The sequence below is a fragment of the Mechercharimyces sp. CAU 1602 genome, from assembly GCF_024753565.1.
Taxonomy (GTDB): Bacteria; Bacillota; Bacilli; order Thermoactinomycetales; family JANTPT01; genus Mechercharimyces.
Map to the genome: position 1 here is coordinate 391,174 of NZ_JANTPT010000001.1, position 18,969 is coordinate 410,142.

The 18,969-nt window shown below is 41.1% G+C and carries 19 protein-coding genes and 1 pseudogene; 10 read left to right on the forward strand and 10 right to left on the reverse strand.

Annotated features, from left to right (window positions below; genetic code table 11):
* Positions 1-394 precede the first annotated feature (394 nt).
* The 5 genes and pseudogenes from NXZ84_RS02125 to NXZ84_RS02145 all read left to right on the forward strand — a co-directional run bounded on the left by NXZ84_RS02125 (position 395) and on the right by NXZ84_RS02145 (position 3,250).
* Complete coding sequence (locus NXZ84_RS02125; protein ID WP_258838649.1) at positions 395-544, forward strand: DUF4244 domain-containing protein; 150 nt, start codon at positions 395-397, stop codon at positions 542-544.
* Between the two features lie 203 nt (positions 545-747).
* Positions 748-960: a hypothetical protein gene (locus NXZ84_RS02130; RefSeq protein ID WP_258838650.1), complete on the forward strand. Its 213-nt coding sequence runs from the start codon at positions 748-750 to the stop codon at positions 958-960.
* A 328-nt stretch (positions 961-1,288) separates the two neighbouring features.
* Positions 1,289-1,534, forward strand: a pseudogene (locus tag NXZ84_RS02135) (AHH domain-containing protein); the annotation flags it as partial.
* A 106-nt stretch (positions 1,535-1,640) separates the two neighbouring features.
* Entirely contained in the window at positions 1,641-2,195 is a 555-nt protein-coding gene (locus tag NXZ84_RS02140; RefSeq protein ID WP_396654022.1) for an imm11 family protein, read from the forward strand.
* Between the two features lie 113 nt (positions 2,196-2,308).
* Entirely contained in the window at positions 2,309-3,250 is a 942-nt protein-coding gene (locus NXZ84_RS02145; protein ID WP_258838652.1) for a phosphotransferase enzyme family protein, read from the forward strand.
* A 76-nt stretch (positions 3,251-3,326) separates the two neighbouring features.
* Here the strand turns inward: NXZ84_RS02145 and yfmH are convergent, their stop codons facing one another.
* The 7 genes from yfmH to NXZ84_RS02180 form a co-directional block, all read right to left on the reverse strand.
* On the reverse strand, positions 3,327-4,604 hold the full coding sequence (gene yfmH / locus NXZ84_RS02150; protein WP_258838653.1) for an EF-P 5-aminopentanol modification-associated protein YfmH: 1,278 nt from the start codon (positions 4,602-4,604) through the stop codon (positions 3,327-3,329).
* The gene (gene yfmF / locus NXZ84_RS02155) at positions 4,601-5,902 is read right to left on the reverse strand and encodes an EF-P 5-aminopentanol modification-associated protein YfmF (RefSeq protein ID WP_258838654.1); all 1,302 of its coding nucleotides are present in this window, start codon (positions 5,900-5,902) and stop codon (positions 4,601-4,603) included. The genes yfmH and yfmF overlap by 4 nt, the downstream gene beginning before the upstream one ends.
* A gap of 38 nt (positions 5,903-5,940) precedes the next feature.
* A complete protein-coding gene (locus tag NXZ84_RS02160; RefSeq protein WP_258838655.1) occupies positions 5,941-7,176 on the reverse strand; it encodes an MFS transporter in 1,236 nt (411 codons plus the stop codon).
* A 908-nt stretch (positions 7,177-8,084) separates the two neighbouring features.
* Positions 8,085-8,219 carry a hypothetical protein gene (locus NXZ84_RS02165; protein ID WP_258838656.1) on the reverse strand — a complete coding sequence of 45 codons (135 nt, stop codon included), beginning with the start codon at positions 8,217-8,219 and terminating at the stop codon, positions 8,085-8,087.
* 40 nt (positions 8,220-8,259) lie between these two features.
* Positions 8,260-9,015, reverse strand: coding sequence for a class I SAM-dependent methyltransferase (locus tag NXZ84_RS02170; protein ID WP_258838657.1), 756 nt, complete (start codon positions 9,013-9,015; stop codon positions 8,260-8,262).
* 215 nt (positions 9,016-9,230) lie between these two features.
* Entirely contained in the window at positions 9,231-9,395 is a 165-nt protein-coding gene (locus NXZ84_RS02175; protein ID WP_258838658.1) for a hypothetical protein, read from the reverse strand.
* A 70-nt stretch (positions 9,396-9,465) separates the two neighbouring features.
* On the reverse strand, positions 9,466-10,101 hold the full coding sequence (locus NXZ84_RS02180) for a hypothetical protein (RefSeq protein ID WP_258838659.1): 636 nt from the start codon (positions 10,099-10,101) through the stop codon (positions 9,466-9,468).
* Between the two features lie 332 nt (positions 10,102-10,433).
* On the opposite strand from NXZ84_RS02180, the gene NXZ84_RS02185 reads away from it, so the two are divergent.
* A complete protein-coding gene (locus tag NXZ84_RS02185; RefSeq protein WP_258838660.1) occupies positions 10,434-11,792 on the forward strand; it encodes a tetratricopeptide repeat protein in 1,359 nt (452 codons plus the stop codon).
* 67 nt (positions 11,793-11,859) lie between these two features.
* On the opposite strand, the gene NXZ84_RS02190 is transcribed toward NXZ84_RS02185, so the two are convergent.
* Together NXZ84_RS02190 and NXZ84_RS02195 are read right to left on the reverse strand one after the other, a co-directional pair.
* A complete protein-coding gene (locus NXZ84_RS02190) occupies positions 11,860-13,023 on the reverse strand; it encodes an iron-containing alcohol dehydrogenase (protein ID WP_258838661.1) in 1,164 nt (387 codons plus the stop codon).
* Positions 13,024-13,315: 292 nt separating this feature from the next.
* A complete protein-coding gene (locus NXZ84_RS02195; protein WP_258838662.1) occupies positions 13,316-14,323 on the reverse strand; it encodes an NADP-dependent oxidoreductase in 1,008 nt (335 codons plus the stop codon).
* Positions 14,324-14,494: 171 nt separating this feature from the next.
* Here NXZ84_RS02195 and NXZ84_RS02200 point away from each other — a divergent pair, with 171 nt between their 5' ends.
* The 4 genes from NXZ84_RS02200 (at position 14,495) to NXZ84_RS02215 (ending at position 17,257) form a co-directional block, all read left to right on the forward strand.
* A complete protein-coding gene (locus NXZ84_RS02200) occupies positions 14,495-14,917 on the forward strand; it encodes a MarR family winged helix-turn-helix transcriptional regulator (RefSeq protein WP_258838663.1) in 423 nt (140 codons plus the stop codon).
* A gap of 235 nt (positions 14,918-15,152) precedes the next feature.
* Entirely contained in the window at positions 15,153-16,181 is a 1,029-nt protein-coding gene (locus NXZ84_RS02205; RefSeq protein ID WP_258838664.1) for an aromatic acid exporter family protein, read from the forward strand.
* A 60-nt stretch (positions 16,182-16,241) separates the two neighbouring features.
* Positions 16,242-16,952 (forward strand): AzlC family ABC transporter permease, encoded by a 711-nt coding sequence (locus NXZ84_RS02210; RefSeq protein ID WP_258838665.1) that lies wholly within the window; start codon positions 16,242-16,244, stop codon positions 16,950-16,952.
* Positions 16,952-17,257, forward strand: a complete 306-nt coding sequence (locus NXZ84_RS02215; protein WP_258838666.1) for an AzlD domain-containing protein — start codon at positions 16,952-16,954, stop codon at positions 17,255-17,257. Before NXZ84_RS02210 ends, NXZ84_RS02215 begins: the two co-directional genes overlap by 1 nt.
* Before the next feature lie 61 nt (positions 17,258-17,318).
* On the opposite strand, the gene NXZ84_RS02220 is transcribed toward NXZ84_RS02215, so the two are convergent.
* Complete coding sequence (locus NXZ84_RS02220) at positions 17,319-18,929, reverse strand: MDR family MFS transporter (RefSeq protein WP_258838667.1); 1,611 nt, start codon at positions 18,927-18,929, stop codon at positions 17,319-17,321.
* Positions 18,930-18,969: the final 40 nt, after the last annotated feature.

Below are 18,969 nucleotides of genomic sequence, written 5' to 3' on the forward strand. Positions count from 1 at the left end.
CTTTCTACGCTAGTCTTTGTTACCTCGCGATTATTTGGAGGAGAATCAACATTTATAGAAAACATAAAAGTTACTACTTGGGCATCTTTCCCTTACATATCTAAGTGGATTCTTCTATTGCCAATGCTTTTGATTTTTGGGGGGAGAGTTATTTACAGAAGAGACACCCACTATGGATGGATCAAAGTTTCTTCTATTACTGTATTTTTTGTTTATGCTAGCAGATTTAGCTATGACTATATGGTACTACGTAATTTTCTCGAAGATACTAGGAGAAGTGAATGGCTTTTCTTCATGGAAAGGGTTTTTATCCATTGTTCTATTACCTGGATCTTTATTTTTAGTTCTCCTTATAGTAGTCTCCCTTTTTTAGAAGATAGGAGTGTTGTAGCGTATGAGCTTTTACCCGTGGTTGCGACGCATACGTAGTGCTCTCTCTTTTGAAAAAGGGGCGTCTACACTAGAATATGTGGTCATCTTAGCAGCAGGTGTCTTATTAGCTACTATCTTAGTGGCGGTGATGGCTCTGGATCAGAACCATTAAAAACAGAAGTATCCGTCAATAGCAAAGCGGATGTAGATGATGAACCGGGTTTTTTTGAATCCTTATGGAGCGATGTAAAAGATATTGGTAGTGATGCAAAAAATAGTACGGTAGACTGGTTTGAAGATATTTATGAAAAAGATTGGAAAAGAATAATAGATAATCTGGAGGATTATGCCCTTGAAACAATCAATTGGGATGGATTGAAGGGATCATGGAATAAACTATGGAACGATCCTAAACAATATTTTTCAGATTTATGGGATAATACTGTAGAGGGCTGGAATCAATTTTGGGATGAGCCTTTAGAAAATACAGCAAAGCTGTATTTGATTGGGAGAAATTTGGTGAATCATGGTCAGGAAAAGATGAGAATGGGGATCAAATTCCACTTGGTCAACGCATTTGGGGGATAGCAGAAAGTCTTCCGACACCTGCAAAAGTTATAAAAATAGGCAGTGTGGCAGATGCTATTTTCGTTCATGATGGCTGTGCTAAAGCAAAGAAAAAAGATTGCTCGACGGGAAATAATGCGGAGAAAGATGGAGCTAAAGTTACCTCGGCCGGTGGCTACGATGCATTAGTTAGTAACAGAACTGAAGTGAAAAATGAATACCCAGACTCTTATTCCCGATCTCAGATATTACGAGCTGAATTGAAGGATGTAGGAGTAGATCCACCCCCTATGGAAATGCGGTTCATTATATTATCCCATAGAATGATCCAAGAGCACTAGAAGCACGGGATATATTAGATCAGTATGGGATCGAATATGATTCAGCCGTAAACGGTGTTTTCCTTCTGTACAAAGATGACAAGTACACGGGGGATGAGTCAAAACATATAGGAAGTCACGGTAAAGAGTATATAGAATATGTAACAGAGCAATTGAGGGAGGTAGAAAAAAGAGGAGGAACAAAAGCAGATGTTGTTGAAGAAATAAATGAAATTAGGAAAAGTTTATTAAACGGCTCGCTGCCATTAAATTAATGGTGGGTGGATGTATTAAAGAATCTGTTGCCCACTCCTGTGTTGGAGTGGGCAATACGGTATTGAAGTGCATTTACTTATGGATTGAGGTGTATATAGAGTGAAAATGATATGGGAATTGAAAAGTGATGTGAGCAGTAATTTTGAGGAGCTTCATCTACTCGATTTTGATAGTGATAAACATGCTTTTGAACAGCTTAGAGATAAAAATCAAAGAATAACGGATTGGGGCGATATAAAGGTATACACAATGGAAGAGAACTCTTCTCCAAGTGATTTCCCTAAATTTTGGGGAAAAGGGGATATACCTGTTGTTTCAGATCATGTCGTAAACGCCATTTCCGATCTCGTAACTGATCAAGTCGAATTTCTTCCACTTACACATCCCCACAAACTATTTTATGCGGTACATGTTTTAAATATAATAGATGCGATTGATTACAATAAGGCGCTAGTTAAAACGTTGAGCTCGAGGCTGAGAGTAAGCTTTAAAAAATATGCTTTTCATATCGATCAGATAAAAAAAGAGCATATTTTTAGAGTGTATCTGGATGAGTATGTGGACTCTAAGGTACTTGTATCGGATGATTTCAAGGATAGAGTAACATCCAGCTCTTTGACAGGTTATAAATTTGTAGAGGTTTGGGATTCGGAGATGTGATGGAGATTCCAAGCGTTAGTTCTGAAATCGTTAATAGTAATGAGATTAAATCTGAAGCGTATTTCTAAGAGGGAGCTTTTTTAGATAGATAGGAATCTTCTAGGGGGCACATAATGGAGCAATCAAAGATAAAGGAATTATTTTCTCTTTTTGATATCGAAGGGGATGGATCTGCGGTCACGTCTATATACCCGTATGCGCCTGTGTATAAATGCGAATATATGCATCATGATGTGATAATAAAACGTACCAGGAAGAAGATTGATGAAGCTAATCAATTGAAAGAATGGCTATATTATCTAACGGGGCGGGGAATCAAGGTGGTCACCCCTTTTAGGAATAAGCCGTTTGTTCACTTTGATGGGGACAATTGGGTTATGTATCCTTTTATTGAAGGACGAATCTATAATGGCTCTGCAGGTGATATTGTGGAAGCTGGAAAGCTGTTGGGTCAACTGCATAGCCAAGAGAATCTATTTAATAGTGGTCGGTTTGATTGGGCACAGTTTGATGAGGACTATAAGGAAGAGATTATTTCTGATGTCACTAAGATTAGTAATTGGATTGGAGATGAACCAGCAGAACGGAAATTTAGATCTATTGCCGATAAAATAGAGAAGTTTTTATCAGCAGGGTTGGCATGCCTGCCACATGAAGATCTACCGATAGTAACAGCTAGTCGAGATTATAAGGCAAGCAACATAATTTTTACGAAAGATGAGAAGCCCACCTTGATCGATCCAGATAATGGCGGTATGATTCCGCGAATTGTTGACTTAGCGATTGCTTGTATCCTGTTTCATAATGATGGTATAGATTCAATACCAGCCCGTCCTTTAACAAAGGGAGAGTGGGACTTATTTATGGAGGGATATAACAGGCATGTTGAGTTAACTGATATAGAAAAAGAAGTATGGAATGACATCCTTACGCTCATGTACATGGATGAAGGGTTGTGGCTAATTGTTGATTCTATAGATGACACTAATTCTAGATTGAAAGAATTTACCTATTCTTTGACGCAGTTTGACTTTGATCTATATAAGGTTGAATAGTGTAACAAAAGAAGAAGCCCGCTAGAATGGGCTTCTTCTTTTGTTACTGCCACCTGAGTGAAGTTGTGATAGTTACTTAACTGGCACGCACGATCGAGGCGCAGAAATGCTCCATATCCATATGCTCGTATAAGGATTGTTGTACATCATGGAGGGTGAGGTGAGAGAGAATCGTGGATAGGCGGAAGAGATCTGCTCGGTTTAAATAATAACGAGTAAATTGTTTAGCAATCCATTCGAGTGAGTTGAAGGATGTTAAAATTTCCCCCATTTTTTCTTTACGTAGCAGCTCCCACTCTGCTAGATGGATCCCCTCATTGAGTAGGCGTGGAAGTTCTGCTTGTACGCGTTGGAGCAGTGTGTCTGGATCGGAAGTGGTACCGTGCATGAAAGAGAAGCCAAAGCCTTGTGCCAAACAATACTCGGCTTTAAAGTCTACGTCTAAGAGGCCCTCATTGTGAAGGCTATTATACAACCATGATCCTTTGCCAAAGAGTGCTTGTAAAGCTAATTGTGTGCATAGCTCTTGCTTTAAGTAGTCGTCACCCATAGCATCTACACGTGCTTCTTTAAATCCGAAGTAGCAGATGTTATTACCGGTGGGAAGAGAAATATCTGTTATTGGACGGGAGGGGTGGATCGGCTCTTCAACAGGTTTGCGCTCTACGTTAGGGCGAGTAGGGAAAGTTTTAAGTGCTTGATTTCGACGGATATGCTCTATAGTTTCTTCAGGATCGATTGGTCCTACGACGAAGAGCAGCAGTTGACTAGGATGATAAAAGGTTTCGTAACAAGTACGTAGAAGCGATTTGTTGATGTGTGAGATCGATTCAGAGGTGCCTGCAATATCGATGCGGACGGGATGACGGTGGTACATGGCGCTTAATAAGCCAGCGTAGGCGCGCCAGATAGGATGATCGTGATACATATTGATCTCCTGTTCAATAATCGGCTTCTCCTTATCAATATTCTCATCTGTTATGTATAATTGTTGCACAAAGTCGAGTAAGTGATGGAGATTATTCTCTACTTGATGAGTGCAACTCATCAGGTAAGAAGTTTGCTGGTAAGAAGTAATGGCATTGATGGAGGCACCTTGATGAGCAAACTTTTGAAATACGTCTTCGTTTGGATCTTCAAACATCTTATGTTCAAGGAAGTGGGCAACGCCGTGTGGAGCTAATATCTCTTCATGTGGAAGAGAAAAATGCCGATCGACGGAGCCATATCCTGTCGTAAGTGTAGCATACGTCTTGGTGTAGTTTGGTCGGGGAAGAAGACATATAGTCAGTCCGTTGGCAAGTTGCTCTGTGTAATATCGTTCTTGGAGTAGGGTGTTAGTAAATTCATTCATCTTAAATCGCCTCCTTCGTCATCACCTAGGAAGTAGATGGTATCCAAATAGAGTAATTGAGCCACTTGTTGTACATCTTCTTTACACACGGCCTGGATGCTGGTTTGCAGTTCTTCCCAGGAACGCCGCTTTCCACTTAGAACCTGATGATAATCCTCATTGATGAGGTCGATTGCTTGATCTTGTTTTTCCTTGTGTTGATTGATTAAAAGGGCTTTGCTTTGCGCTAATTCGCTCTCACTGATGTCTCCTGTCTCCATCGCTGCTAACTGTTCTTTAATGATGGTAATTGCTTTATCCTTATTGTGGCTATCAATTCCAGCGTGGATCATGAATAGCCCCTGATGAGCTTCTAAAGTTGAGGAGGCGTAATAAGCGAGGTTCGCTTTTTCACGTAGCTCCCGAAAGATTTTAGAGTAGGGGAAAGCTCCTAGAATGGCATGATAGACGAGCAGAGCAGGGTAATTTTCACTCCCGAGGGAGAGGGATGTTCGGCAACCGATAGTTAACTTCGCTTGGGTAGATTTTACTTGCTCTACTACTTGTGTCACTTTGGGCGAATGAACCTTCTTCTTTGATGTCGGATTTAAAGGCAGAGACTCCACGTTGTCTCTTGTGGGAAAATAACCTTCTATAAGCTTAATAATAGAGTGAAGAGGGGCATTTCCTACAAAATAGAGATCAAGAGGGTAGCGTTTGACCCATTCTTGATAGTAGGAAAACAAAGACTTTCCATCTACAGCTGGAATATCTTTTCTTCTGCCATGAATATATAAAGAAAATGGCTCGTCTTTGTACATCTCCTCTGTAGCACGATACATCGCGTAGAGGATGCTGTCATTTTTGAGACCCTCTATCCGTTGGCGCAGATGGCGTTTTGCCAGCTGGACGTGTTCGTCTACGAATTGTCCGTTAGCGTGATTCGGTTGGAAAAGTAGTTGCGCAAGGAGAGCAAACCCTTCTTCCAAAAGTGGAGGTTGATCGGGAAGATAGGCTTCATTTGCTATCTCTAGTCCCATCTGTAAAACCTGATAATCCCCTCTCTTTAGTACTTTAGACGTGAGAGTAGCCCCATAGAGTGAGCGTAGTTGTGATTGAATATCCTTTGAAGTTGGTAGCGAACGAGTTCCACTTGTTAGGATTTTTGGTAAAAGTGCTGTCTTTGTAACAGATTGGCTGGTTAGGTTTTGCGCGATCATAGCCATAATGGTATTTGTTTTAAATTTGTCAGAGAGATAAACGTGGAGCCGCAATCCCTCCAGCTGAATCGTTTCAAATTGAATAAGTGTGGTTTCCATAGATGCCACCCCTTCTAAATATTGAGTCTGTTATTAGATTAACTGCTTTGTACCTCAACGTGTAGTTGCTCTTTCTTCTTAGGGGCTAGCGTGATCCATACTGCAGCGATAAAACCTAGTACAAAGAGGAGGGAGGCTAGTTGAAAGAGCAATGTAATAGAGAAAAATGCTTTTAAGCTCCCCACTGCAGCCATGGCAAGCACCATCGCTCCCGTGAAGAGGGGATTGAGAATACCGCTGACGCGCCCAATGTAAGCTTCTTCTACTTGTAGAACAACGAGAGTATACACCCCGATTTGTATAAGAGGCATAACAAATCCGACAGCCACTTCAGCGATCAAGGTAACCCATAGCCACTCGGAAAATCCAATAATAGAGACTCCACCTGCACTAATCACCATGCCGATGGTGAGCATTTTATGTGGTGGTAATTTTTTAGAAAGAGCTACTCCCATACCAGAACCGATAATCATGCCGAGACCATTGGCGATCATCAACCATTGTAATGACTCCTTAGGTAGTTGTAATTGCTCTGTGACGAGAAAGATGTTTAATGGTTGAATGAGACCTCCAGAGATCCCTACAGTAATAAAACAGGCTCCAAGGAGAAGAAGTTCTCTGCGGGAGAAGACATAGCGGAATCCATCCAGCATTTCTTGGTGTACTTTGCGATTGCTTTTGCTTTTAACCGTCTCGTCTTTAGGTAGGAAAGTGAGTACAAGTGCAGAAAGTGCAAACGAAATCCCTGTTAATACAATTGCCCAGCTGATTCCGAATTGCTGGTAAATGGCTGTTCCGATTACGGGTCCTAAGATAATAAAAAGCGATGTGGTTGTTTGATAGTAAGAGATACTTTGTTGTAAGTGCTCCGCCGATACATGTGCTTTAAATAATTTGCGACCGGAAGGCTGTGAAAACTGGGATAGGATAGAAGAAAATAAGGTAGCGAAAAAGATTACTTTCCATGTGCCAAATACGAGTGTAAGTAAGACGATGAAGATGGAGACTGAGCTTAGAAATGAACACCAAAACATGGTTTGTTTTGGTCGCCATCTGTCGGCAAATGTACCCCCGATAAAGGAGAAGAGAAAAATGGGTGCGTACTCAGCGATGGAGATCATAGAGATCGCAATGGCGTTTCCATTGGTTTGTTCCATCACAAATAGCAGAATAGCAAAGTTACGAATCCAGATGCCGATCTGTAAAAAGAGATTGGATAACAAAATATATCTTACATATTTATTTTGAAATAGCGGAAAGGTTTTTGAAATCATGTTTCTTTCGCTCCCCTCACATTCTTCACATATTAAAAGTATAGTGGAGATGGGAGTGCCTATGTATTACTTTATTCATGTATGGTAGACACTCCCCACTCTACTACATTAAGCTAGGTTTGAGATCAGATAGTTTTAGTCTGGGATAATGATAATGATCACCGTGTTGCGTTCCATCACGCGTCACCTCCTAAGGTAAGGTAGGGTAAGAGTTAGAAGGTTTTTAGTCTGGGATAATGATGATGATCACCGTGTTGCGTTCCATCACGCGTCACCTCCTAAGGTAAGGTAGAGGGTAAGTTAGAAGGCTTAGTCTGGGATAATGATGATGATCACCGTGTTGCGTTCCATCGCGCGTCACCTCCTAATGTAAGGTAGGGTAAGTTTAGAAGGTTCTTAGTCTGGGATAATGATGATGATCACCGTGTTGCGTTCCATCACGCGTCACCTCCTAAGGTAAGGTAGGGTAAGTTAGAAGGTTTTAGTCTGGGATAATGATGATGATCACCGTGTTGCGTTCCATCACGCGTCACCTCCTAAGGTAAGGTAGGGTAAGTTAGAAGGTCTTAGTCTGGGATAATGATGATGATCACCGTGTTGCGTTCCATCACGCGTCACCTCCTAAGGTAAGGTAGGGTAAGTTAGAAGGTTCTTAGTCCGGGATAATGATGATGATCACCGTGTTGCGTTCCATCGCGCGTCACCTCCTAAGGTAAGGTAGGGTAAGTTAGAAGGTTCTTAGTCTGGGATAATGATGATGATCACCGTGTTGCGTTCCATCACGCGTCACCTCCTAAGGTAAGGTAGGGTAAGTTAGAAGGCTTAGTCTGGGATAATGATGATGATCACCGTGTTGCGTTCCATCGCGCGTCACCTCCTAAAATGGGGTAGTGCATGAATGGTGTACCTTACTTGATGAAATCAACTGGATCACAAATCGTGATGTCACAAACCTCGTCGCTCGGCCCACTCTGGGCGGGGGTGACAGCTATCATGCCAAATACAGCAAGCAGTATCGACAACACAGTTGCAGTATGTTTCATGCTTTCTCACCTCCTTATACAGGATCGGTGTAGATAGAGGTTATTTTTGACACGTGATCACGATATCGGTCGAATCGGTGGTGTATGGTGAGGAGGAGAAATCCCCATATACTTTTTCAGTATGAAAACCAGCTTGGTGAAGCATCGATACTACCTCAGTTACTGCGAACAACCGCATCCTTGTATTGTAGTGTTGTTTCTCTCCACTGGAGGAGAGTCGCGTTTCTTGAATGTGAAGCGTACTTGTAATGGGATCCAATCCTTGTTTTCTAAGAACGTAGCCACCATTGCCATCATCAAACCAGACAAGATGTTGAAAGTTTTTAAGGACATACTCGCGATTTGCAAGATGAAGCAAAAGGGTTCCGCCTGGCTTTAAGCAACTATGCATGGATTTCAACATTTTTAAGCTATCTTCATCCGACTGGTAAACAATCGAGGTTTCAAGGTTAAGAACGACATCATATTCTCCTGTTCCTTGAAAGAATCGTGCATCCGCTTGGATTAAGGAAACTTCTTGGTTTTGCTCTTTAATATGTTGTAGATAGTATTCATTAATATCTAAGCCCGTGATGTCATACCCTTCAGCGGTTAAAGGAAGTAAATGTCTTCCATACCCACAGCAGAAATCTAGTACCTTTGGTTGTGGAGAGAGGCGATTGAGATATTCGGTTAAGAATGTATATTGCCTACGTAACATCAGATTTTCTAAGTAGTGGTGAGAGTGCATATAGGATGAATCGAAAAATTGTGTCACTTCATTGATAGAATCGGGTTGCTTTGTGTGAATGCTCATAGTTTGTTCCTCCTTCGATTCGGTGTGCTTCTCTTTAATAACACTATAATGGGGATCGTTTGTTAAAAAAAAGAAGTAAATTCAACTCAAATTTTTTTGTTGTTTTTATCTGAATTTCGCTTGAAGTTTTACTATGATAGTAGAAAAGAAAAACACCTCATGCGTAACCGTCCGTATTAGACGGTTACGCATGAGGTGCGTCAGGAAGAGGTGATTTAGAAGGGGCCTGGATCCTCAGAACCATTAGGATTTTCAGATGATGCAACAGTGTGGAGTGCGGAGATTTGAATACTTTTCGAAGGAGTTAATTCTGCTACAAAGCAAGTGGTTAGCAGTGAGAAGGATATGGTTGTCAATAAAATATGAGTCACTCTGTACATAGGATTACCTCCTGTTAATATAAGTAAAGTGCTTGCTACTAGCGAAATGCAACTCACTGATACTGAAACGTTAAAGTCCCACACTCTCTTTAAACCAATGCGAGGCGATGATAGGGGAAAGAAAATAGTCCGGTTGACTGTCTAGATGAAAGGCAGTGATTAAATATTTTTCATCTAAGCCTCCATGGAGCTGGAGCAAATGAGTGACGCGCAACACGATTTCATCCAATTCTGTTCGAATGTGATTCCAATCTGGTGTACTAGATGGAAGCATCAACGCGTACCCGATAGCGAGATCAGAGTGAATGTCATAGGTGTGTTTGAAGAGCGAGAGATCACTTTCCTCTTCATTTTCAATATTCTTAATAAAGTGAAAGTACTCATCATGTACATAGAAAGTGTAAATACCGGAATGGTTAAAACCAGAGACCAAAGTGGGATCTAACATAATCAAGGTTGGAAAAATATACTTTGTAGTAAATCCGTTATAAAAAGCCTCATATAAAATTTGTGCTAAGGTATTTTTGTGGATCATGTAGGATCTGCGTCGGGATGAATACTGAGTGGAAACATCCTTTTCGATCGTGAAGCTTACATTTTTTTGCTTCTTATTTATATCCGCATTTAGTTGGAAAATGGGCTTTCGCAAGATGTCCGATCTGGGGTCAGGATCTCTTGCTAGTTCTACGATCGGTCTTTTCTTCAACGTCCACCCTCCTTTACGTAACGTACCTTGATAACATTACCTTGTTGTTGTATATAATGTATCTGTTTAACTGCGTTAAAAACAATAAGTAAAGTGTGCCCGTTTTTTTGTGCACTTTTCTGCTCTTTTTCAGGTTCAATTTAACATCAGTTTAGGTGTGGCATGATCTAGTACTTTATTTTAATTGGCGAGACTACATTCTTTTATCAGTTGGATTATTGCGAAAGTCTCGATAAGCATGATAAATTAGAAGTAGGGGGAACGGCTTCGTAAATATAATATCGACAAAAAAGAAGCTGTGATTGTGGTGTGAGTGTGGATTGGCAACGTTGATGATTGCATTTCCACTACAGCAGGATAGGGGTAATCATATGGATATAGGAGAAAAGATTAGACAGTTGCGGCTTCATAAAAAGCTGACTCAGAGGGAGCTAGTCGAGGGGATTTCTTCTATTACATATTTAAGTAGAATTGAAACAGGTGATATTAACCCTTCACTCTCTTTTCTGGAAGAGATATCGGGCCGATTGGATGTACAGGCTGCGGATTTACTGGATAAAGATAATAGTGATGCTGCAGAACGAATTTTACACATCAGTGAAAGGTATCGCTGCAAACAAACGTTGACAGAAGCAGATCTCTCTTTTCTAAATTTACATACATCAGAGATGCATTCGACGGAAACATACGTGAAGATGTATACGACGTTGATTCGATACTATTTAGATCAAGAAAAAGATGTAGAGACATCAGAACAGTACTATGTACAGTCTCGTCACTTTGTCCCACTCACAGTTCCAGACGAATTAGCGACAGACTACTATTTCTATTATATTTCATGTGGAAATCTATTTTATCTAAAACAAGACTACATTAAAGCCAACCATTATTACTGTCTGGCGGAACAGTTTTCTAACCATGTGGACGATGCTATTGCTCAGGCAAAATTGTACCTTAATATCAGTCTAGTGAAGAAAGAAATGATGGAAGATAAATATATTAGTCTTGTCTATGCACAAAAAGCATATGAAATATTTAGAGAGAAGCAGGAAGAGCATATGATGATTAACACGTTAATCATCATGGGAGTATTGTTCCACTTGACCAAAAACTATAAGAAATCACTTAATATTTTGCATGAAGCGATGCAACAAACACCAGCTGATGACAAGTTATCTCTTGGCTTGATCTTATATAATTTTGGACGCGTATACGTGGGAGAAAAGGAGTTTTCCAAGGCTATTGAACACTTCCAACTGTCCATCGAACGCTATCGTGAGTGTGGAGAGGAACACCGAATCACTTACCCTTACTTACGTCTGATCGAAGTATACACAGAGCTGAAAGATTGGAATCAAGTAGAATCTTATCTAGGTAAAGCGATGCAGGGACTTGATTCTAAAAACATGAGTTATATGCACTTAAAGTTACTATCGATTCAAGCACGATTCTTTTTATTACGTGGTAATGAGAATAGATATGAGCGTGAGATGCAAAAGATTATTGAGTCGGGAGCGATAGAAGGACATCTCAAGCTCTCTATTCAATTGGCGTCCCAACTGGCCCATCACTACTATGAGAAACGCGCCTACAAGAAGTCGGCCAACTATTTTAAGTTAGTATCTGATTATAACGATCAACTAACTAAGTTAATGATCAATAATGACGAAGCAACGATTTGGGAGTTTTGAAGAAATCCTTTATCCTAGGCATACATTAATCAGAGCCGTCCACTTGAAGGAGGACGGCTCTGATTTGTTATAAACTCATGCGCAAGATCTCTTTCACATCGGCTTGTGTACATTTGACAAAGCGACCTACTGTTTCGGAAGGGGTTGCTTTTTGTGCCATAATCTCTAGTTGAGAATCGTCAATATTATAGTCTGCGAGACGGCTGGGTGCACCAATCTCCTTCCAGAATGCACGTAAGCGTTCGAGTCCTTCTTCAGCAATTTCGCGATCGCTTTTGTCTGCTGGATCAACATCAAACACGCGAATGGCTAGTTGTTTCATTTTTGGTGCGGTTTTATCTAAATTGAAGCGGATCCAATTAGGGAAGATGATTGCCAGCCCACCTCCGTGGGGGATATCGTATACAGCAGAAACAGCGTGTTCGATACCGTGGGTGGCCCAATCTCCATTCATTCCTTGGTTTATGACACCATTGAGTGCCATCGTGCCACAGAAGAGAAGGGTTTCACGTGCCTCGTAGTTCTCTAAATCAGCTAAAATAGTGGGAGATATTTCCATCACTGTTTTAAGTAAAGACTCGACCATGCGCTCATTATATGGCGTATTGGGAGATGCACTAAAATAATGCTCGAGTGCATGTGACATCATATCCACAATACCGTAGATCGTTTGGTTTTTTGGGACGCTTATCGTATGAGTTGGATCGAGGATAGAAAATTGAGGATAAACACATGGCGCACCCCAGCCGATCTTTTCTTTCGTCTCCCAGTTAGTAATAACTGAGCCTGGGTTCATCTCCGATCCGGTTGCAGCTAGTGTAAGTACAGTTCCGAAGGGGAGGGCACTTTTAGCCTCTGCTTTTTTCGTTATAATATCCCAAACATCACCATCGTAATGAGAACCAGCGGCAATTGCTTTAGTGGCATCGATGACACTTCCACCGCCGATAGCGAGGATGAAGTTAATGTTATGTTTATGACATAGCTCTACTCCTTTGTGTACCGAAGAGAGGCGGGGATTAGGTTCGATACCAGAGAGCTCAGTAACTTCTGCTCCGATGTCCGCCAGATAACGGAGAGTACGTTCATAAATACCATTACGCTTGATACTGCCGCCGCCATATACGAGTAACACACGTTTACCAAAACGCGGGATTTCCTCTTTGATGCTAGAAAGTGTATCTTTACCAAATATCAATTTGGTTGGATTATGAAATGTAAAGTTGTCCATGTTAGGTGCCACTCCTTTAGTCGTTCATTGATATGCATAATATAGGGGGAGTAATACCCTTAAAAGAGCATACCATAAACATATCTTATCATTTCTATTGTAAGAGAATATATCCGTTTAGAATAAAAGTTAGATGGCTGTAGTAAATGGAGCGTAATCTGCTTTCATTGCCAGAATGGTATTCTTCAGATATTTGGATTCTAAGTTATGATAAAGTATTAGTGGCGGAAGCTCTTCACTTTTCATAAAAAAAGAGGGTTATCGGTTTTCCGATACCCTGAATGTAGATAGGTTAAGAAGTCTCTACCGTGATAATCACTTTCCCTTTTGCGCGCTTAGATTCTACATGTTCGATGGCTGCTTGCGCTTGTGAAAGGGGATAGGTGCGGTCAATAACCGGGCGAATGATTCCTCCTTCAATGAGTGCAGTAATTTGGCTGAGCTGCTCTCCATTAGGTTTCATCCCTAACCAGTGATAAGGGATTCCATACTGTTTGGCGGTCTTTCTAATTTTTTTGGACGCTAACGAAAATAACATTTTGGGTAGAAAGCCAAGTCCATACGCGATTGCTCCTTCTTTTGTAGGAGGACCAGATACTGAAACTAATTTTCCGTCTGGCTTTAAAACGCGAAAGGATCGCTCTAAGGTGTCGCCGCCTACGGTATCAAACACTGCATCGTAGTGGTCGATCACATCTTCAAATGATTCTGTTTTATAGTTGATGAAAAGATCTGCACCCATCTCTTTTACTAAGGCTTCCCCGTTTTCACTTGCTGTCGTAGCTACGAATGCACCAATATGTTTGGCAAGTTGAATGGCGAAGGTTCCTACCCCGCCTGCCCCTGCATGAATCAATATTTTTTGCCCTTTCTTCAGCTGCAATATATCATTTAATGCTTGCCATGCGGTTAATCCAACGAGTGGAATGGCAGCTGCTTCTTCCATCGTAAGATTTTGTGGGGTTAACGCGAGATCATGTTGATGGATGGCAATATATTGAGCGAATGTGCCGATTCTGTTTGGGTTAGGCCGACCGTATACCTTGTCTCCGACCTTAAATTTGCTTACATTGGGGCCGATTTTCTCCACTATCCCAGCCATATCATTACCTAGGATGAGAGGAAATGTATTTTTAAAGGCAAGTCGAAAATTCCCATTTCGAACAAGATAGTCAATGGGATTGACACTGGCTGCGGAAATGCGAACGAGCACATCATCATCGCCGATCGATGGTGTTGGCAGTTCAGTTAGTTGCAGTTGTTGATCCGCTCCATATTTTTCTACAGTCATTGCTTTCATTTTACACACACCTTTCAATTTGTCATAAACAAATCAAATCAAGTTGATCATAAGAGTAAGCTTAACAAACCTTTATTTAGTTGTCAAATGATAATTGTAAAAATAAAATTATATATATACAGTTGTTTTTTGATAACTATAATGATAAATTTTATTACTGAGGTGGTTATCTTGAACCGCAAACAAACATTTACGCAATTTATTGCTTTGTCTTCAGAAGTTAATCAGCTATCGATCGATTTATGCCGAGGATCGGAACACCAGTTTACGACGTGTCAATACAACCTCTTAAAATATTTGAAGTTTAATCAACCAGTTGCTGTTAGTGAAATTTGCGATTATCTTAAAATCTCCTTACCTAATGCAAGCCGCGAATTAAAAAAGCTACAAGAGCAAGATTTAATTCAAAAGAACCCTTCTCGTGAAGATAGGAGAAAGGTTTATATTAATCTTTCAGAAAAGGGAGATCGTCTCGTCACTGACTATTTCACCGCTTTAGAAACACAGTTCTTAGATAGAATTAAGGGTATCTCAGAAGATGATATAGAAGAGATTAATCAAGCTTTGGCTGTTTTGTTATCGAAGTTGTTCTAGTTCCGCTGGGTACAACATCAGGGGTACTATTAAATACGAGATCATAATAAGAAAAAGAACATGCTGACGAACCACCCTTGTCAGGATGTTCTTTTTCTTATTATTAAAGGGATAGGCTTGCAGGAGAATGAGTGATCGATCTAGTTCCTTTCCACCTTGTGCTTAAGCTCTCTTCATGTATAATCAATAGGAGTTCGTCCAAATAGTGGACTTTGGCGGTAGTAGGAGGATACAGATGAAATTCGGATTTGGCTATCGAACGATGAAAACGGCGATCGCTACCGGGATTGCGATTGCAATCGCACAGGGATTGGATCTACAGTTTTATACATCGGCTGGGATTCTTGCTATGTTATCGATACAAAGCACGAAGAAGCGCTCTTATATTAGTGCATGGCAACGCATCCTGATCTGCGTGCTGGCCTTAGTATTATCAGTGGCTTTGTTTGAAACAATCGGTTACCATCCTTGGTCGGTCTCTCTCTTTCTTTTCTTTATGATTCCCTTGGCTGTCTGGTTACAAGCGATAGAAGGTGTGGTAACCAGTTTGGTTATCATTTTACATCTCTATATCTTGGAAGAAGTAAGCTGGGGGCTTATAGTGAACGAGATGGCCTTGATCATAATCGGGGTAGGAATTGCGCTACTTCTTAACCTCTACATGCCCAACGTGGAGAGCATATTAAAAGAGTATCGCCGTAAAATTGAACAAGATTTTAGTGCCATTCTTTTTCACTTTGCTCACTACCTAAAAACAAATGATGCCAGCTGGGATGGTAAAGAGCTCATCTCAGTTTCAAAGCGATTGACAAAGGCGAAGGCACTTGCTCTCAAAGACTTGGAGAATCATCCTTATAATGAAGAATATAATTACTATCGGTATTTTGAGATGAGGGAGAAGCAGTTTGAAGTGCTGGAACGAATGATGACCTCGCTTTCTTCTGTAGATGCGTTTTATCCACAAGCACTTCAGATTGCTCACTTTCTTGAGAAAGTGGCGGATGCCCTGGGGCCATATAATACAGCAACCCAATTCCTAGAAGAGTTAGAGGAGATGCGTTTGGAGTTTAAAGAATCGCCACTTCCTCGAGATCGTGAAGAGTTTGAAACGCGTGCGGAACTGCATCACATTGTAAAAGAATTAAAAACGTATCTTTTGATCAAGCAAGAATTGAAGCGTAAAGGTACCTTGGGGCACGAAGGGGTACTGTGGGAATGGAAAGATGTAAAGAAAAAATCCTTAGTGGGGCGTTGGTGGAAGTAACTTTTAGCCCAGTGTGTAGTGATCAAAAGCTACTGTGGGTTTTACCTAAAGGAGAGTTTTATGGAGAGAGCAGATTCACTTATTTTACAGCAGGAACAGCCTACTTTTATACAAGGTGTGATTGCAGGGTTACCTATTGTTATTGGCTATTTTCCGGTGGCTATCACCTTTGGTGTTTTGGCTCAGCAGATGGGCGTTTCAGTCTCTCATGCCTTTTTAATGTCAAGTCTTGTTTTTGCAGGTGCAAGTCAATTTATGGCTCTTAATATGTTAGCCTTAGGTACTGGCGCGTTAGAGATCGTATTGGCAACGTTTATCCTTAATTTTCGTCACTTTGTGATGGGATTGGCATTAATGAACCAGTTAGAAAAGTTATCGCGGAAGTGGAAGCTAACGCTCTCACTTGCACTAACAGATGAAGTGTTTACCGTCACCTCATTTAATCAGGAGAGAGCAACCCCATCGTATATCGCTGGCCTTACAGGATCTTCCTATCTCGCTTGGGTGGGTGGGACGGTCGTGGGGGCGTTGGTTTCTCACATTATCCCAGCGGGGATAAGTGAAAGTATGTCTATAGCACTATACGCGATGTTTATCGCTCTGCTTGTACCTGCAGTACGCACTTGTTGGCACTATGGCGTGATTGCCCTTATCAGCATGGCCATTAATACATTGATTGGAATGTGGTTGAGTAGTGGATGGTCGATTGTCATTGCCACATTAGTGGGTGCATTAGCCGGAGTTCCTTTGATGAGGAGGCGTAAGGGCTGATGGAAAATTTGATGTGGTTGATCGTGGGGATGTCGATTGTAACCTTACTTCCTCGTTTAGTTCCTATCTGGATAGTAGATCGCTTCTCGCCTCCACCATGGGTGAAAGAATGGTTAAGCTATATTCCATATGCAGCACTGGGGGCGCTAACATTTCCTGGGGTATTAACGGTTGTAAAAGATGCTCCATGGATTGGTTTGTTAGGAGGCATAGTAGCTGTGGGAATTGCATGTTTGCGCTTATCTACACTGTATGTGATCACCGGTGCGCTTTTAACCGTTGTTTTCATAAAGTGGATGATGTAGAAAAAGACCTCTCTTATCAACTTGTAAGCTGATAAGAGAGGTCTTTATGATATGGCTGAGCTTAAGTGTTTTGCTCCGCAACTTTTAAAATAACATCATCGTTATTATCTGTCTCATCCTCATCGATATTGGAGGTGCGAAGTGGGATCTCTTTAATGAAAAGAGTAATGAATGCTGCAACTGTGATAATGATGGAACTGATAAAGAAAATGCTCGTTACAGAGTAACTAAGTGCTTCCCGTAATGTAGTGATCACAGTATCAAAGGCAGGTTCTAAGGTGGAAGGTAGCCCCGAACGAATATTTTCCAATTGACCAGGATCCATCAGCAAGCGCGGGTCTTGTACATTCATTTCGTCTCCAAGAGAGGGCAAGGGTTCTTGTGGAGGCAAGCTATCTTGCAAACGATCTTCCATGCGATTGCCCATTATCATACTCATCATCGCCACCCCGATTGTACCCCCAATCTGACGAGAAACCTGCATAACGGATGTGGAAACTCCGAGATACTTATGTTTCACTGAGTTTTGAATGGAGATTGTAAAAACGGGCATCGTTATACCGAGACCTAGACCGATGATAACTAAATTGACCAACATTTGCGTAAGAGGGGAGGTAGCGGTGAGATAAGAGTTTAGATACAGACCTACCGCCATTAAGCTAGTCCCCAGTACTGCTAATGCCTTATATCTACCAAACTTAGTAATCAGTTGCCCTACGATAATACTGGAGATAACCATTGTAATAGTAATGACTAATTCTACTAAGCCTGAGACCGTAGCTGATCGCCCTAATACTCCCTGTACATAAAAGGGTGTGTACATAATGACGACGAACATACCCATCCCTATAAGAAAGCCCGCAATATTAGAAAGTGTAAATGTGCTGTTGCGGAAAAGAAAAAGGGGTAAGATAGGGCTTTTTGCTCTTTTCTCAATAAAGATAAAGGCGAGAATTGAAAATGCGGCTAAGGAAAAAAGGCCAATAATCGGGGCGGATCCCCACTCGTATTTACTACCCGCCCATGAGAAGCCTAATAAGAGACTAATAATAAAGATAGATAGGCTAATGGAACCAAGATAATCGATTTTTTCTTTTACAACCTGATCATGTTTGGGGTATAAACGCCAAATCAATGTAAAAGCAAGAAAACCGATCGGGAGAAAAATCCAGAATACCCAATGCCAATCGAAGTTATCAACGATGTATCCACCCAAGGTTGGGCCAACTACGCTGGATAAGCCAAAAGTAGCTCCTAAAAGCCCTTGCCATCTTCCACGCTCCCGTGGAGAGAATAAATCTCCGACGGTGGCAAATGCAGAAGACATAATCATTCCTCCTCCAAACCCTTGTAAGGTACGGAAAAGAATAAGTTGGTAAATGTTATCGGATGTCCCACAAAAGAATGCTCCGGTCATAAAGACAACGATCCCGATTAAAATGAAGACTTTTCGACCATACATATCGGAAAGCTTCCCCACCAACATAGCTGTTACTGTAGCAGATAACATATAGGCAGTAAAAACCCAGTCAAAGTACTCCATTCCGCCGATCTGAGCGATAATTTTAGGTAAAGATGTACCGACAATAGTCATGTTGATACTGGAGAAGAGTACTGTAGACATGATGGCAATCATGATGGCGATTTTTGTACGCTGCTCTAGGTGTTCCATAATCGCTGTCCCTCCTTTGTGGTTAGTAGTAGATAGTAAT

Excerpts from the sequence above, each read along its gene's own strand:
- NXZ84_RS02125 (WP_258838649.1), top strand. The coding sequence starts at position 395 with ATGAGCTTTTACCCGTGGTTGCGACGCATACGTAGTGCTCTCTCTTTT.
- NXZ84_RS02140 (WP_396654022.1), top strand. The coding sequence starts at position 1,641 with ATGATATGGGAATTGAAAAGTGATGTGAGCAGTAATTTTGAGGAGCTT.
- NXZ84_RS02145 (WP_258838652.1), top strand. The coding sequence starts at position 2,309 with ATGGAGCAATCAAAGATAAAGGAATTATTTTCTCTTTTTGATATCGAA.
- yfmH (WP_258838653.1), bottom strand. The coding sequence starts at position 4,604 with ATGAATGAATTTACTAACACCCTACTCCAAGAACGATATTACACAGAG.
- yfmF (WP_258838654.1), bottom strand. The coding sequence starts at position 5,902 with ATGGAAACCACACTTATTCAATTTGAAACGATTCAGCTGGAGGGATTG.
- NXZ84_RS02160 (WP_258838655.1), bottom strand. The coding sequence starts at position 7,176 with ATGATTTCAAAAACCTTTCCGCTATTTCAAAATAAATATGTAAGATAT.
- NXZ84_RS02165 (WP_258838656.1), bottom strand. The coding sequence starts at position 8,219 with ATGAAACATACTGCAACTGTGTTGTCGATACTGCTTGCTGTATTTGGC.
- NXZ84_RS02170 (WP_258838657.1), bottom strand. The coding sequence starts at position 9,015 with ATGAGCATTCACACAAAGCAACCCGATTCTATCAATGAAGTGACACAA.
- NXZ84_RS02175 (WP_258838658.1), bottom strand. The coding sequence starts at position 9,395 with ATGTACAGAGTGACTCATATTTTATTGACAACCATATCCTTCTCACTG.
- NXZ84_RS02185 (WP_258838660.1), top strand. The coding sequence starts at position 10,434 with ATGATTGCATTTCCACTACAGCAGGATAGGGGTAATCATATGGATATA.
- NXZ84_RS02190 (WP_258838661.1), bottom strand. The coding sequence starts at position 13,023 with ATGGACAACTTTACATTTCATAATCCAACCAAATTGATATTTGGTAAA.
- NXZ84_RS02195 (WP_258838662.1), bottom strand. The coding sequence starts at position 14,323 with ATGAAAGCAATGACTGTAGAAAAATATGGAGCGGATCAACAACTGCAA.
- NXZ84_RS02205 (WP_258838664.1), top strand. The coding sequence starts at position 15,153 with ATGAAATTCGGATTTGGCTATCGAACGATGAAAACGGCGATCGCTACC.
- NXZ84_RS02210 (WP_258838665.1), top strand. The coding sequence starts at position 16,242 with ATGGAGAGAGCAGATTCACTTATTTTACAGCAGGAACAGCCTACTTTT.
- NXZ84_RS02215 (WP_258838666.1), top strand. The coding sequence starts at position 16,952 with ATGGAAAATTTGATGTGGTTGATCGTGGGGATGTCGATTGTAACCTTA.
- NXZ84_RS02220 (WP_258838667.1), bottom strand. The coding sequence starts at position 18,929 with ATGGAACACCTAGAGCAGCGTACAAAAATCGCCATCATGATTGCCATC.